Origin of the sequence: Arsukibacterium sp. (assembly GCF_041616895.1) — a bacterium.
GTDB lineage: Bacteria > Pseudomonadota > Gammaproteobacteria > Enterobacterales > Alteromonadaceae > Alishewanella.
Genome location: NZ_JBFJPY010000084.1, coordinates 1 through 14,548 on the forward strand (window position 1 = coordinate 1; position 14,548 = coordinate 14,548).

Genomic DNA, 14,548 nt, shown 5'->3' on the forward strand with positions numbered 1-14,548 from the left:
ATTGCTGCAATCCTATCCACTTAAAGGTTCATAAAGACATACTGCATCACCGGGTACAAGTATTTGTCGATGCCGATGATGAACAATATTACTGAGCATCACCAGCTTTTGGGATGTCGCTGCTAAAGCGCTGCGCCATTACCCGCTCAACCGTTTTAATAATGGTCAGAGTTTGCTGATCCAGTTCAATATTAACCACATCACCCTCATGCATGTCACCTAAGGTGGTCACGGCCAAAGTTTCCGGAATTAAATACAAACTAAAGCCACTGTCCGTCACTTCGCCTACGGTTAAACTACAGCCTTCTACTGCTATAAACCCCTTTGCCAGAATATAAGGTAAAAAGCTCGGTTCCAGGCTTAACTGCATACTGACTTTATGTTGCTCTCGCTTCACTTGGGTTAGGGTCGCCGTAGTTTGAATATGCCCCGATACAATGTGTCCGCCCAGTTCACTGCCAAAGCTTAATGACCGCTCCAGGTTGACCTTGCTACCCACGATAAGCTTGCCAAGGTTGGTTTTATCCAGTGTTTCGGCAATAACATCAAAACATACCCAGCCTGCATTACTGTCAAACTCGGTAGCCGTTAAACACACACCGTTGATAGCAATACTGGCACCACGCTCTAATGCCTGCAAATTAGCGGGCGGCACGGTTAATGTCAGGCGGCGTAACTGTCCTTCATCGCGAATTTCCCGCACTTGCGCGGTTGTCTGAACTATTCCGGTAAACATAAAACCTCAATTGTGCTAAATTGCGCGCCATTAACGGCCAACCCGAAAGACGGCGCATGATACCCTTTTCCCGCTTTGAAGCCAAAACACTGTTAAAACTGACCGGCCCCATTATGCTGGCCCAGTTAACCCAAACCATGATGTACTTTGTTGACACGGTAATGGCCGGGCGTTTCAGTGCAACAGACATGGCGGCGCTGGCAGTCGCCTCAGGCTTGTGGTTGCCCGTGGTATTAACGCTGCAGGGCTTGCTATTGGCGCTAACCCCGATTGTTGCCCAGTATTATGGCAGCAAGCAAACCGAACCGGTCAGTCATTTTACCCTGCAAAGCCTGTATCTGGGAATGCTGCTGGCCGCTATCCTGTTTTGCTTAATGTTATTTGCTGATATCCCCATCAGCATGCTGAATATGCAAGATGAGCTGCGCGACAAAACCCTGCAATACTTGTATTACGTCAGTTGGGGCTTATTTCCGGCCGCCGGTTACATTGTTATCCGTAACCTGTTCGAGGGCATAGGTAATACCAAAGCCAGCATGTGGATCAGTTTTGTTGGCATTCTGGTGAATATTCCGGCTAACTATATTTTTATTTACGGTAAATTAGGCATGCCGGCACTCGGTGGTGCCGGTTGCGGTATTGCCACCAGCCTGGTGTTTTTGGCAATGTTCGGTGCCATGCTGGTTTATGGCTGGTACAGCCGCACCACCCGACCTTACCGTAACTGGCCAAAACAACTTAGCGCCAACATTAAAGATATCTGGTACATCGTTTGCCTCGGCACGCCGATTGCCTTTTCTATCTTCTTTGAGGTTACGCTATTTGCCTGTATTCCGTTGGCGATTGTCCATTTAGGACCAATAGTGGTAGCCGGCCATCAGGTAGCCAATAATTACAGCGCACTGGTGTTTATGCTTCCGCTCAGTTTTGGTTTAGCCACCACCATCCGGGTTGGGCATTTAGTCGGCCAGCAAAATAATAAAGAGCTGAAAAAAGCCATTATGACGGCGCTGAGTATGGCGGTATGTATGTCGTTTTTTATTGCCAGCTTTACTTATGTTATGCGCACTTATGTCGCCTCCTTGTACTCCACCAACCCAGAGGTAATTGCTATGGCCAGCTCGCTGCTTATTCTGGCCTGTTTTTATCAGTTATCCGACGCCATACAGGTGGTCTCAGCCTGTGCGCTGCGCGGTATGAAAATTACTAAACCGGTATTTTACATTACCCTTTTTGCCTACTGGCCAATCGGTTTTGGTCTGGGCGCCGTATTAGGATTGACTGACTGGCTAGTTGCGCCAATGGGCGCCCATGGTTTTTGGATAGGTATAATCATTGGCCTGAGTACCGCCGCCATTATGCTGGCAGTCATTTTACGCAAGCATATCAGAAGGATCGATCATGAAATTCAGCATGCTGATGCTGCTCGTGGTATCGGTCAGCCTTAGTGGCTGCAGCAAACCTGACAGCAAAGCAACCTTAACAGACTATCAGCAGCGCCTGACCCGGGTGCTGGAACTCGACGATATTAAGGTACAACTTGCCCCGTTAGCCACCCTGCCAAGACCAAGTGAGCTTCGGCAACCGCTACCTGATATCCGGCTGGAATTAAGTGAAGCCTGGGCCAGCCGCGAGTGTGGCCTGGATCAGTTAATCGGCGAGCGTAACAGCAGTCTTGGCCGGGTGTTTCAGCCAAGCCAGCAACTACATTATGAACTGCGTTTACTGGCGCAACTGGATAACTGCCTGCAACAAGAACTTACCCAGGCATTACAGCAGCAACTCGGCGAGTGGCGAAGCCAGAAACAACAAAGCGTAACGCTGGCGCTCAGTAATATGCTACTCACTGACGACACCCTGCGCAAACAATGGCAAGGCAACAACGGTGGCCTGGTTGCCGGTGACAGCGGCGGTTTTGTCGCCAGCAGCGGCGCGCTGCATAACCTGGTGAGTTTAGCAGAGCAAATCAGTCAGCAGCAGTGGCAACAAGCAGCAGTGGTGGATATTGAGCAAAGCCTGGCTATGTTGTACCAGCATAACTTTCTGAACAAACTGCAAAGCAGCTTACGTTACAGCGCGGCCTGGTTTAGTCAGGTGAACCCGCAGCTTCTGGCAATAGCACCAGAGAGCTTATGCCCAAACGGGCGCAGCACTGAACAACTTAAAATACTGACTACCGTCTTCAGTAAATTTTTTATTGGTGAAGTGCAGGCACATTTAGCAGAACTCAGTCGCTACCACAATGAGATCTGGCCACAGCTGCAGCAACTGTATCAGCACACCGCACTTTACCCGGCGCTGCAACAACGCTACCAGCAACCGGCAGAGCAATTGCAGCAACAGTTAATGTTGCAGGTAAAGTGGTGGCAGCTGTTAAATCAACAATGCCCAGCTGTTCTTACTCCGGGCTAATGCTATTTACTTTTCATATTGGCGATATGGCTCGCCCTCTGCCCACCACTTTGGCGCAGGCGCACCTTTTAAATAATGGTCAAAAAACTCGCGCATTTTAATGCTGTAGTCCAGTTTATTGGCATAGCGCTGTAAATGGTGCGGCTCACCTTCATATTGCAGCATTGCCACTGGCTTGCCGAGGCGTCGCAGTGCCAGGTAATATTCAATGCCCTGCTCCCAGGGTACCGCGCCATCGTCATCACCAAACTGAATGAGCATTGGGGTGTTGATCTTATCAGCAAAAAACACCGGTGAATTATCGATATACGGCTTTAAATCCTCAAACATCGACTGACCAATCCGGCTTTGGCCGGTTTCGTACTGAAACTGCCGGGCCAGACCACTTTGCCAACGAATGCCACTGTAAGCGCTGGTCATGTTAGATACCGGGGCGCCAGACACTGCTGCCGCAAACATATCAGTTTCGGTCACCACAAAAGCCGTTTGATAGCCTGACCAGCTATGGCCATGCAAGCCAATCGCTTTTGCATCAGCCACGCCCATATCAATCAGCTTTTGTAAGCCTGGTACTAACGATTCCGTGGCACTTGGCCCGGGTGCAGCAGCCCGGAAATGAATATCCGGCAGGAAGACTAAATAATCCTGGCCCAGATAGTAAGGAAAGTTAGGTCGGTGGTTTACTTTCATCTGGTTATAGTGATGCAGCCGCTGCGAAAACTTTTCATAGTAATAAACCACCACCGGATAAGGCTTGTTGGCGTCATAACCATCTGGCGTTAATAACACCCCTTGTAAGGGCTCGCCGGTGGCGCTGGTCCAGGAAATTAAGTGGCTGTCGCCCCAGATAAATTCTTTCTGCTGTGGGTTTAGCTCGGTAAGTTGGCGCCGCTCGCTAAAATCAGTGCTGGCCAGCCACAGATCAGGAAACTGACGAAAACTTTGTTCAGTAAATAAATAGCGCTGCTGCTTCTCTAGCGCCTTAACAAAGTCGTACCGTTTTGGCCCCTGCAGCAATACTGCCACTTCGCCGCTGCTTAAACTAAGCTTGGCAAAACCATATTGCTTGCTTTGCTCGTTATACATGCTTAGCAGTAACTGAGCATCCGCTGACACAGCAAGTTCATCATCGGTTTTTTGCAGCCGGTATTGCTCGCTAAAAGCGCGTCCTGCAGTGAGCTTTTGCATACTGCCATCAAGCTTAAGTGCCCAGATATCAAACCGGTCGTACACCAGTACGGCCGGTTCATCTACCAGCCAGCCCGCCACACCATAGCTTTCTGCGGCTATCGGCCGATCGTTTTGCTCATCTACCCAGGACACCGTGGCATCGGCAGCTAAGCTTGATGTTGTGCCGGTTGCACTATCAAATAGCTGGTACTGCTCATTTTGCAAATACACCACATAACGACCTGTTGGTGATAAATGTGCCCGCTCGTGGCTGCGATTAGCAGCAAACACCTGTTGGCGCTTGCCGGTGCGCAAATTAACATGCCAGATATCATGTAAACGGCCGTTCCAACTCATTTGCTGCAAATATGGCCGGCCATTACTCAGCAGTTGCGCCTCACGATGCTCAGTAACGCTTAGCTGATCTTCAATATCGTCACTTAATGCCACCATTTTTAGGGTATCAAGCCAGATAACGGCTGGTGCGGTACGCTTTAACGCCTGTTTATATTCTGCTTTTTGCTGGCTGTTAATTCGTGCATCATCGCCATGCCACACCTGTAAACGCCGGTCGGCCAGTAGCCGTTCCAGATCATATAATTCTGCTTCCGTTTGCGGCGGTTCGGTTTTAGCGGGTTGGTCACCGCTATCCGGCCGATGACCAATAAAGACACGCTGGCCATCTTTGCTCCAACGCGGGGCAGTGTGCTCGCTCAACAACCAGCCGTCACGCGTCGTATTTAGCTGCTGCGCGATGCTGTCTCCCTTGGCCCACAACCACAACTGCTGGCCGGCTTCAGCTTGCTTTGATTCAGTTAGCTGCTGTTTGGTTGGCCCGGCGAAAAATACTAACTGGTTGCCCTGGGTATTAAACTTAAGCTGCTGCAGCTTTTGGGTTGTGCCAGTTACAACAGTGTGCGTTTTATCGGCGGCACTGTCCCATATCAGCAATTGTTGTTTTGCCGGTTGCTCAGTATTTTTTTCAGTCTGCTGTGCAGCAGCGGCTGGCTCTGCAAGCTCTGTGATCAAGGCCACCAGTCCGCCCTCATCAGCCACAGCAAAATCCGTTACCTGCGCCAGGGTTTGCAAGGTTCCGCTGCCTAAATGTAATGCCTGCAATGTTTGCGTACGATCTTTACTGTCCGCTTTTCGCACCAGCAATAATGCAGTGTGGCCATCACCGCTAAAAGCAAAACGGTCAATATTGGCAATAACCTGCTGCTCGCCTGTTGCAACGTTTACCAGCACCGCATTTTGCTCAAGCGCCTCGCGCGCCTTTTTATCCGCTGCCTGCTCCTTCGCTAGCAATCCGGCCCGCTGGCGAAATAAGGCAAAACTGCCATCAGCATTAAGCTGGCCGTTGTCACCCCGCTCTACCTGAAATTGCTGAGCGCTCTGCAAGTTAACTACATAACCGGTGCTATTACCAAAATCCGGCACGGCGGTATACACCATAAACTGCTGGTTTTCGCTAACCTTGCGCTCTTTAATTTCCCGAAACTTCATAATATCGGTCAGCTCCAGCGGTTTTAACCCGGTGGCATCTACCGTATTTGCCTGAATAACGGCAGAAGCTTTAGTTGGTGTGGCTGTGCTGGACGTGTTGCTGGCCTGGTTAACGCACGCCACACTGGTAAAGGCCAATAGCAAACAACCAGCGATACGGCTCGCACCGCAAATAGTATTTAGCATAAAATCCTCAGAGACTTTATCAGGTAAATAGAAACCCTATTTTTTACGAGTGTGCCAAACGTATCACAAACCAGCATAAAAGCGGGCCACTAAGCCGCAATAGAAACGACCAAAACCGGCCCGGCTGCGGTTAACTTCGCCTTAGCCGGCTAAAAATCAGCCAAACGTTAAGCGAAACACGAAAAACACTTGCCATTACCACGACGGCGCCATAACATAGCCGCCGTTGTCAGCTATCTCACCAGAAAAGCCTGCAACAAAAAGTGTGCGTCCTTAGCTCAGCTGGTTAGAGCACTACCTTGACATGGTGGGGGTCGGTGGTTCGAGTCCACTAGGACGCACCAATAAATTCAAACAAAAACGCCGCTCACTGAGTGGCGTTTTTGTTTTTAATGCACTGATAATTAAATATTTTTATACTATCTCAGGTTTCAGTTCAAACAGCAGCCACTTTTTAAGCTTAGCACCTACGTTCCTTTTTTCTAACCAAAAACAGCTGTTGTGACCATTTGGTGACCAAATTTCTGGCCACAGGCCTTTTCAGCCCTCAAAAAAATGACCACCCTAAAGAGTGGCCACGTTTTAATTTTATTCGCTAGAAAACCGCCAGCGATTACTCTGGATCTTTCACATACACCATAATGTCTTCGATTTTACAATCAAAGTAGCGACACAGCGAGTCAATGGCACTTGTTGTCGTCGAGTGCTTCATATCCGGATTTTGCATTTTAGACAACGAGGTACGGTTTACCCCCGTATGCTGCGATATTTCTTGTTGCGTGACCTTACGGTTCTCACGTTTTTCTTTTTCAGCAATTAACTCTTTTATCCTGAACAGGATCATGTCTCCCCCAAAAAAACATAAAATGTTCTTTGACAGAACAATCATCAGATGCAATAATGTTCCCTGAAAGAACAAATAAGGATGATCATTATGTCTAAAACCCTTGTTACTACCAGAGAACTGGCGGCAAAAATACAGTTTAGCGCAGGTTACATTAACCGTGTGCTGAAAGACACCGTATTTCTGGAAGGCACACACTATATCAGACCTTTTGGCGGCCGGAAGATTTTCTATGTCTGGGAAGCCATAGAAACTGAGCTGTACGCCCATACCGTTCGACCTAAGCAACTTATCCCAATGGCAGCAGGGAGAGTGTGCAATGGCTAGTATCAGTATCCGCAGCAACAAACTGGTGCTCGATTTTCGCTACAACGGTATTCGTTGCCGCGAACAGACTGCACTAACAGACTCCAAAACGAACCGGGCCAAGTTGGCAAAGCTGGCCAGCGACATTGAGGCTGCCATTCGATTGCAACAGTTTGTCTACTCAGACTACTTCCCGGGCAGCCCCAGGGCAAAACAGTTTGCAGCTATAGATAACCAGGTTAAACAACAAAGCAGCGAGCTGCAGCATGCCGCACCTACTCTATATCGCGACTGCCCTACTTTTAACGCGTTTTCAGCCGAGTGGCTGGCTGAACATGAAGGGATCTGGAAAGCCAGCTTTAATGCCAACGTCAACTCCATATACGAGAACTACCTGTTGCCTGCTTTTGCCAACCAACGGCTTGATAACATAAGCCGGGCAGATATTCTGAAATTCCGTGCTGGCCTGACCAAACCACAAGGCAGCAAAAAGCGCATCTCTAATGACTGGATAAACCACATTATGGTGCAATTACATCGCTTATTAACAGAAGGCTCCAGACGTTATAAATTCGACAACCCTTTTGTCGATATTGAGCCGCTTAAAATCGACAAGCCGCTAATCAATCCGCTAACGCTGCAAGAGGTCCGTATTTTTCTGGCTGGTGTAAGATCGGACTTCAGACTCTATTACACAGTCCGTTTTTTCACTGGTTTAAGAACCGCTGAAGTCGATGGCCTGAAATGGAAATACGTTGATTTTGAGCGTAAACAAATCGTTGTGCAGGAAACTATCGTCAACGGTAAAACAGAGAGCCCCAAAAACCAGAGCTCTTACCGCTCTGTAACGCTTTCTAAACCAGTATTGGCTGCGCTATTAGCGCAAAAAGAAGTTACCGGCCATTATGAATATGTGTTTTGCAATGGCGCCGGCAATCCTCTGGACCACCGTAACATTACCAAACGCATCTGGAACCCTACCCTGCAGTTACTGGGGTTACCTCCCAGGCGTGCGTATGAAACCCGCCACACCGCGGCAACCTTGTGGCTGGCAGCAGGTGAAAACCCGGAGTGGATTGCCAAACAGCTGGGTCATAGCTCTACTAAAATGTTGTTTGAACGCTATAGTCGCTTTGTACCAAACATTACCAGGCAGGATGGCAGTGCTTTTGAGGCGTTGCTTGGAGTATTGTGAAAGACTTGGCACTACTAAAAACACGGTATTTCAAACAACTCTGAGTAGTTATTAAGTAAAATCGGCTAATTTTTGCAAAGAAAATTAATGGCGACTCAGAGTCCCATTCGCTTCACACCCAACATGTCACCGCTCTGGCACAACGGGCAGCTTATGGTCGCTCCGCTGCCTTTAACCATTCTAGTACACCATCAACTCCGAGAGTGAGAAGATCGTCTTGTATGGCCACAATACGACAAAGCATCTCGCCACCATCAAACTCTTCTCGCTCTTCTGCTTCAGAGAATAAGCGCGTAACAAGCTGAGTTAAGTTATTTTCGTGGTCATACAGATAGGGTTTACTATTTCGGACATACTCTAAGTAAATTTCAGTGACTGCCATGGCGTACTCTGGATCAAATTGCGAAATCGCATTAAGCCATTCGTGAAATCCGAATAATCGGTTATCTTTGTTTTGACTGTTTCTCCCAAAAACAGAAAAAATGCGTTGAATCAACATGAGTGGAACTGCAATCGCAGCAGTACTTTCTCGAAAAATTTCCTCCATCTGATTCGCTACAGCCTCCGCACAAATACCACCAATTGCTAATCCGGCTTCAATACCAATTAAGCATTGGTCACGATAATTTTGGAGATTACTGACATGAGTCCAAACTTTAGCAGCGCCAAGCCAAGCGGCATCATTATTCAACGTTTTAATTTCTTTCATGAATACTTCAAAATCGATGCGTTTGTCCATAGCAGCTAGAGCCGAAATACGTCCCCATGTTTCTAACTCTTGGCCGTATCCTTCACAATACAATCGCGTAAGTATAGGCCCGACAATTTCGAAATGAGTGTGATAGGCATAGTAAAGGCAGGGTTCAGCAATTTGCCACAGCCCTTCAGCATCTCGCATAACGAGTCTGAATAAATTCCAGCCGACTTCAAACACTTTACTTTGCAAATATGGCAGTCGACGTAAGATTAGAGCACGGATAGCAGGGTGTTCGTCGCTGGCAAATCGACTAAGTGTAGGTAACAACAAGTTAGGAAATTCTCTGCCCTCATCTGCAAAAGTTGTTGCAAGAATCATTAATGCCTCTGCAACGTCGCCTTTCGTCATGTTAATTCCCAAATCAAGAAGCTTGACGTTTTCTCCTTGGATCGGGTCGTTTTCTCGAAGCCCAGAAAAACCTATTGCCAAAAACACTAAACGTTCAGCTTCCTTTGCGTCTTTAACAACATTCGCACACGCCTCCAGCGCTTCAGCAGCAGGACGCTTATGTCTCCAATGCCTCTGGTGTTTTTCGAGTTCATCAAGTATTAATTTTACCAAGATCTGAGCTTCTGGTTCTTCTAATGGTTGCCAAGTTTGATTACTCTGCCGGTTGCCGTAACGGCAATCCAGGTGCGTTGCAATACCACTCATAATGTCATCACGAAATCTTTCGGAAATATCTAACCAATAGACTGATAGAATTCTCAAAAAACGAATTGGATGCCTGGAAGCCGCTTCCCGTAGTTGCCATCCAACCTCACGCTCTCCGCCGATAAGAAATTCGGCGCCCGACCTAAGCCTATCTGAATAACCAACGTAATGTGCAAGTAGACTTATTACCCCACTGTTACTTGAAGAAAGAAATACTTCAAATGAGAAAGGCGCTCTAACCGTGCCACCATGCGAACGAATATCTGGTTGATGAACTAAAACTCCTTCATTTATCTCATACGTATCTACTACTGCTTGGGTTTCTGGTGTACGGAGATAACACGGTATTGCAGAAACTAATTCAGCTTGTGTCTTCAATATCCAAAAATAATTTGAGCTATCTGTAGCGCTCTCGTCCCACACAGTCAAAATAGTTGTCATTACAGCATCTTGTGTCGGTGTGTCGAGGTACCTAAATGCCGACCGCAACAATGCTCCTAATTCATAGGTAAGTTCGAACTCCAGCAATTTTCGGTCACTCAGCATCTTACCTATTACGTCAATGTTATTTACTGGGGATTCAGTACAAGCGAGAACAGCAAAGTAAAGTAGAGACCCTTCGAGGTTAAAACACAGACGCTCACGATTAGTTTGCCACCAGTCTGAATTAGTTCTGGCATGCTTGAGAATCGAAGATTCAATAGCACTTAGTAGTACTTTCATACTACTCGAAATTCGCAAATCTCTCTCGCTGTGAGTAATTTCATATGAAGTGTCAGATAGAAATCCATTTCGATATCCAATTCGAGTTTTTCCATATCGTGAAACTCGAATTTCGCTCCAACGTTCTACCGATTCAACAGCCAAATCTAGCAGAATGACTGATTGCTCCATCTGATGGCAGATAAAATTGTCATTGTTGTCCCTGAACTCATGGGCCTGGCATCGCAACTTATCGTCGAATCGGTACTCAAGAAAATCTTCGTCGCTGAAGTCTTTAGTTATATAACGCCAGAGAAATAAATCATCTGCATAACATGCTTTAACACAGCATGCGATAGTTCGACCAAGCGAGCTGTGTTTTGGTATAGGCAAGTTGATCAACCGCTCAAGCAATGGAGCTACTTGCTCCATATTTTCTGCTTTAATGCTCGAAAGATAGCTCCCTATTCTGTCAGCAATTTGAATGCTATCAATCCAACTTAGCGTCAATACATCTAACCAAAATGATAAAACGACAGCGCTGTCCTCATTACTCCACCGAGAAATCAGATGCGCATGCCCTAATAATCCTTCTGCATCTCGGGTATTTTTTAAAACAGGGATGAGATTCTTAAGCCAGAAGTAATGCCAATCAATAGACTTTGCCAAGGTGTATATCACCTGGAAAATATCACGATTATTTTTTCGCAAATCTAGTATAAATGGCCAGTCGTCATCATGAGGAGGCTGCTCCGCGAACGTCTCTGCTACCAATCGCCTTATATGGAAAGCGGCTTTACCTTTAAGCACAGCCCTCAGTTGCTTTCTTAATTCACTGCGATCTCCCAAAGCCAACTGAGAAACAAAACTTTTGATGCTTGGACGAACAAAAGGAACGGGCGGTAAGCTCTGTATGAAAGTATTCAGCGCGATACCGTTGCGCAATGCCCCACTTATTACCAATACATCCAAAAGTGTTTGATGCCCGAACGTTAGCTTCCCGTCTTGAGTTTCTTGAAGCACATTAAGACTTAATAGTTCCCTCCGGAGCAAATCTGACGCTGAAAAGCGTTGTCGCGGTACAGCCAAGCTACGAAGTTTTAGCATCTCAGAAGCAATAGCTTCAATAGCCTGTATAGCCGCATCCCCCAAGTTACTATTCGCCAAAACAATGGTATCTAGATATCGTTGTGCCAATGCTTGGCTAGTCACAACATTAAATATTCCCTGCCTCTGCGCCATTTCTATATACAGAGCTAGTTCACGAGGATTTCTTATGAGCTCACGAGTTACTGCATCAATAGTAGTAGTAGTGATGCTAAATGACCTGAGCAAGGGGGCAACTTCTATATCCCAATCCAGAGGTTTGCATTCCAATTCACAATCCCACTGTCGTTCAGCAATTCGTCGGTCATAATGTCTGTCGAATGTCCGACACGCAGTAACGACGGTAACATTGGGTATCAACAACAAACGATCAATTTGCGCAAGAAAGTATTTTAGAACAAGGTGATCGCGTGCAATTGACAACACATCTAAGGAATCAATTGATATAACAACATGACAATTTTCCGCCAAGCGGGCCACTTTTTCGACCCATTCTTCAGACAAGCCTTGAGCTTGTCTGTCTTGAGATGTATCTAAGTCAGCAAATTCTCGCGACTGAATGAAAAGTGGAACAATATCTGAACGAACTAACGCACGAGCTTCTAACTCATCCTGTAATGCTAACATGACACAGGTCTTTCCTGCTCCCGGCTGCCCCATAAGCAATATGGAACGTTTTTTGGTGTCGATGGCTGCAGTAATCTCGTTCATGACTAAATTCTGAATACGCTGACCAGCGATATCTCGTCGCCAGACCCTACCAATAGCAGAGATTGCTGAAAAGGATTTACGTATATCAGCGAGATTCATGGGTGGAACCAACATTGCCCCTGATTTATGAAGAATGTTATTTAGATCTTGTTTGGTATAACGATGCTTAGTAGCGGAGTTTTTATCATTGTTACCTATTCGCCCCCCAAGCTGATCGAGGTGGACCCATAGTGCCTTAAAAGCGATATCTGGATTGCTTACGAGAGAACGCAAGCGTTCGCGTAATAACGTTTCCATACGATCAAGTTCTTCGCTAACTACAAACTGTGTTCGACGGAAAAACTCGTAGGTCGATAATCCAGTTGCAGATGTAGCAAGTTTTTTCGATAGTACCGTATCAGTTGTTTGGTGTTCTTTGCCAAGGCTACCCCTATAACTGTTCTCATTTTGGGTTGAACAGTGTTCTCTCAGTTTTGCGAGAAGCCCAAAGTTACTCCGTGAGTAAAAACGGATCTGTGCTTTTGGATTAATTTTTAACAAGCTAGCCGCTTTATCTAGTTCGTCTCCTAAGTCGGCAATTGTCCAGCTTTTGAAATCAACTTGATTCTTTTTGCACTGGCAGGCAATCACAGTCCCGTCTACTTTGCCTACTACAACATCATCAACTGGATAAGATATTGAATCTATCTCCAGCCATGAATAGTTTTCATCAGAAAGAACAGTGAGCGCCCAATCGAATGCGACTAGCGTCTGATAAGCGTCCCCGCGATTGGATCGAATGCCGGCAATACTCATCTAGCAACTTCTCCGTTTTGGCACAAACAACATACAATTTTGTCAAAATTTTTCTAAGGGTGCGTCTAATATCCAATAAATGCTTCAAAATTCTTCTAAATGACTTCCCGTCATTGCGCAGTTGCTTGCTTAGGTGATCTTTTTAGTTTCCCCAAACTTAAAGCTTTATCCGGGCACTGGTAGGTATACTAACCAATGCCTTCTGAAATCCAATAGCTCAAAGGTTCTGATAGGTATTTTTCAAAGTTATTTTGAAAGAAATTGCAAATCCAGTGGCAGTTTTGAGCAAATAGCGAACATTAACGCCGCCAGCAGGAGCTAGAGCAGGAAATGCTGAAGTCCCTCTAACAGGCTTTGTTAGGCATTTAGCTTTCCAAGTATATCGTTGGCTGGCGACCCTTTTGTTGAGGTATTAAACAGCAAAACATTTGCATTAAAAATATCTGATTTATTATTAAGGAACTGCTTAAACGACTTAAGAGACTTATCAATTCTAGAGTCATTTTGGGCAATTTCATTGATTCTAGATACGTTAACCCCATTGCTAAGAAAAGCCAGGTATATATCGAAAGAGTCCCTTTCTCGTTTTTGTTTCTGGCAACTATCCATTTTGGTAATGAACATACCGTCAAAGGAAACCAGATTGAACGAAAGGCCGTCTTCATCATATATGTCATAGAGATTCTCTTTGAACAGAATAGCTGAGTTAGGCAGGACTATAGAAACAACCTTTTTTAGCTTTTCGCCTTCATTCAAGGGTACATCTAGATCAAGATGGTCGACAAACATACCAACCTGATCTTTATTGTCGAGCATTCCGGGGTGCAAAATGTCTATATTGTATACAAACTTCTTACCGCCTATATCTTGCGGCTTTAGTAGCTGGAATGGATGCTTGGCTGAGGGCATAAAGCCTGCATCTATAAACTTTTTTAAGACTGCTTCTAAATTGCCTGATCGGTAAGAATCTTTAAACAAAATATCCACATCCAAAGTCCCAGGGTGAGTTATTCCTGAGGTATTTCTCAATACTGGACACCAGCCACCTATGACCATATATTCTAGGTCATTAAATTCAGATAACGCTTGTGCTGTGTCACTCAGCAAAGAAAATGCTCCATCTTTAATAGTCTTAATAACGTAATCCTCAGTGTAGTGATTGCCTAACGCTCGCATTTTGACTGGTTTGGAGGGCCGCGGAAAACCAGTCAGGCAACATGCGTTTGTTATGTTTCATTAGCTGTCAAGTTCTCAAATTCATTTGCGATTTCAGCAATCAAGCGCTCTTCTTCCTCTTCCATTTCTCTTGTGACAGCGGCATGAACAACTTTAAGTCCTTGAGATAGCTTATCGGTTAGAATAATTTTGCGTTTCTTACTAACGCGCTCCGAAAACTCCTGCTTTAGCCAGTCATTTAGATATGACTTTCCATCATAAATAGCCCCATAGTCAGTGTCGCGAGTAACG

9 protein-coding genes, 1 tRNA gene and 1 pseudogene are annotated in these 14,548 nt (G+C 46.0%); 5 read left to right on the forward strand and 6 right to left on the reverse strand.

Features of this window, described 5'->3' with window-relative positions; genetic code table 11:
• Nucleotides 1-88: 88 nt before the first annotated feature.
• A complete protein-coding gene (locus ABY802_RS13000) occupies nucleotides 89-736 on the reverse strand; it encodes a riboflavin synthase subunit alpha (RefSeq protein WP_372627565.1) in 648 nt (215 codons plus the stop codon).
• Nucleotides 737-792: 56 nt separating this feature from the next.
• Here ABY802_RS13000 and ABY802_RS13005 point away from each other — a divergent pair, with 56 nt between their 5' ends.
• A complete protein-coding gene (locus ABY802_RS13005) occupies nucleotides 793-2,184 on the forward strand; it encodes an MATE family efflux transporter (RefSeq protein ID WP_372627566.1) in 1,392 nt (463 codons plus the stop codon).
• The gene (locus ABY802_RS13010) at nucleotides 2,138-3,148 is read left to right on the forward strand and encodes a DUF3080 family protein (RefSeq protein WP_372627567.1); all 1,011 of its coding nucleotides are present in this window, start codon (nucleotides 2,138-2,140) and stop codon (nucleotides 3,146-3,148) included. Before ABY802_RS13005 ends, ABY802_RS13010 begins: the two co-directional genes overlap by 47 nt.
• Before the next feature lie 6 nt (nucleotides 3,149-3,154).
• Here the strand turns inward: ABY802_RS13010 and ABY802_RS13015 are convergent, their stop codons facing one another.
• A complete protein-coding gene (locus ABY802_RS13015) occupies nucleotides 3,155-6,010 on the reverse strand; it encodes a prolyl oligopeptidase family serine peptidase (RefSeq protein ID WP_372627568.1) in 2,856 nt (951 codons plus the stop codon).
• A 267-nt stretch (nucleotides 6,011-6,277) separates the two neighbouring features.
• Between ABY802_RS13015 and ABY802_RS13020 the strand changes: the two genes are divergently transcribed.
• Nucleotides 6,278-6,354: transfer RNA gene (locus tag ABY802_RS13020), tRNA-Val, on the forward strand.
• Between the two features lie 269 nt (nucleotides 6,355-6,623).
• Here ABY802_RS13020 and ABY802_RS13025 read toward each other — a convergent pair.
• Nucleotides 6,624-6,854 (reverse strand): helix-turn-helix domain-containing protein, encoded by a 231-nt coding sequence (locus tag ABY802_RS13025; protein WP_372627569.1) that lies wholly within the window; start codon nucleotides 6,852-6,854, stop codon nucleotides 6,624-6,626.
• A 90-nt stretch (nucleotides 6,855-6,944) separates the two neighbouring features.
• Here ABY802_RS13025 and ABY802_RS13030 point away from each other — a divergent pair, with 90 nt between their 5' ends.
• Both ABY802_RS13030 and ABY802_RS13035 read left to right on the forward strand, forming a co-directional pair.
• Nucleotides 6,945-7,181 carry a hypothetical protein gene (locus tag ABY802_RS13030; RefSeq protein WP_372627570.1) on the forward strand — a complete coding sequence of 79 codons (237 nt, stop codon included), beginning with the start codon at nucleotides 6,945-6,947 and terminating at the stop codon, nucleotides 7,179-7,181.
• Nucleotides 7,174-8,355, forward strand: coding sequence for an Arm DNA-binding domain-containing protein (locus tag ABY802_RS13035; RefSeq protein ID WP_372627571.1), 1,182 nt, complete (start codon nucleotides 7,174-7,176; stop codon nucleotides 8,353-8,355). The genes ABY802_RS13030 and ABY802_RS13035 overlap by 8 nt, the downstream gene beginning before the upstream one ends.
• 151 nt (nucleotides 8,356-8,506) lie before the next feature.
• On the opposite strand, the gene ABY802_RS13040 is transcribed toward ABY802_RS13035, so the two are convergent.
• The 3 genes and pseudogenes from ABY802_RS13040 to ABY802_RS13050 form a co-directional block, all read right to left on the reverse strand.
• On the reverse strand, nucleotides 8,507-13,081 hold the full coding sequence (locus tag ABY802_RS13040) for an AAA family ATPase (RefSeq protein WP_372627572.1): 4,575 nt from the start codon (nucleotides 13,079-13,081) through the stop codon (nucleotides 8,507-8,509).
• A 357-nt stretch (nucleotides 13,082-13,438) separates the two neighbouring features.
• A complete protein-coding gene (locus tag ABY802_RS13045; RefSeq protein ID WP_372627573.1) occupies nucleotides 13,439-14,257 on the reverse strand; it encodes a hypothetical protein in 819 nt (272 codons plus the stop codon).
• Nucleotides 14,258-14,307: 50 nt separating this feature from the next.
• Nucleotides 14,308-14,548, reverse strand: a pseudogene (locus ABY802_RS13050) (hypothetical protein); the annotation flags it as partial.

Coding starts and splice junctions, on each gene's coding strand:
- ABY802_RS13010 (WP_372627567.1), top strand. CDS start 2,138: ATGAAATTCAGCATGCTGATGCTGCTCGTGGTATCGGTCAGCCTTAGT.
- ABY802_RS13025 (WP_372627569.1), bottom strand. CDS start 6,854: ATGATCCTGTTCAGGATAAAAGAGTTAATTGCTGAAAAAGAAAAACGT.
- ABY802_RS13045 (WP_372627573.1), bottom strand. CDS start 14,257: ATGCGAGCGTTAGGCAATCACTACACTGAGGATTACGTTATTAAGACT.
- ABY802_RS13030 (WP_372627570.1), top strand. CDS start 6,945: ATGTCTAAAACCCTTGTTACTACCAGAGAACTGGCGGCAAAAATACAG.
- ABY802_RS13040 (WP_372627572.1), bottom strand. CDS start 13,081: ATGAGTATTGCCGGCATTCGATCCAATCGCGGGGACGCTTATCAGACG.
- ABY802_RS13035 (WP_372627571.1), top strand. CDS start 7,174: ATGGCTAGTATCAGTATCCGCAGCAACAAACTGGTGCTCGATTTTCGC.
- ABY802_RS13015 (WP_372627568.1), bottom strand. CDS start 6,010: ATGCTAAATACTATTTGCGGTGCGAGCCGTATCGCTGGTTGTTTGCTA.
- ABY802_RS13000 (WP_372627565.1), bottom strand. CDS start 736: ATGTTTACCGGAATAGTTCAGACAACCGCGCAAGTGCGGGAAATTCGC.
- ABY802_RS13005 (WP_372627566.1), top strand. CDS start 793: ATGATACCCTTTTCCCGCTTTGAAGCCAAAACACTGTTAAAACTGACC.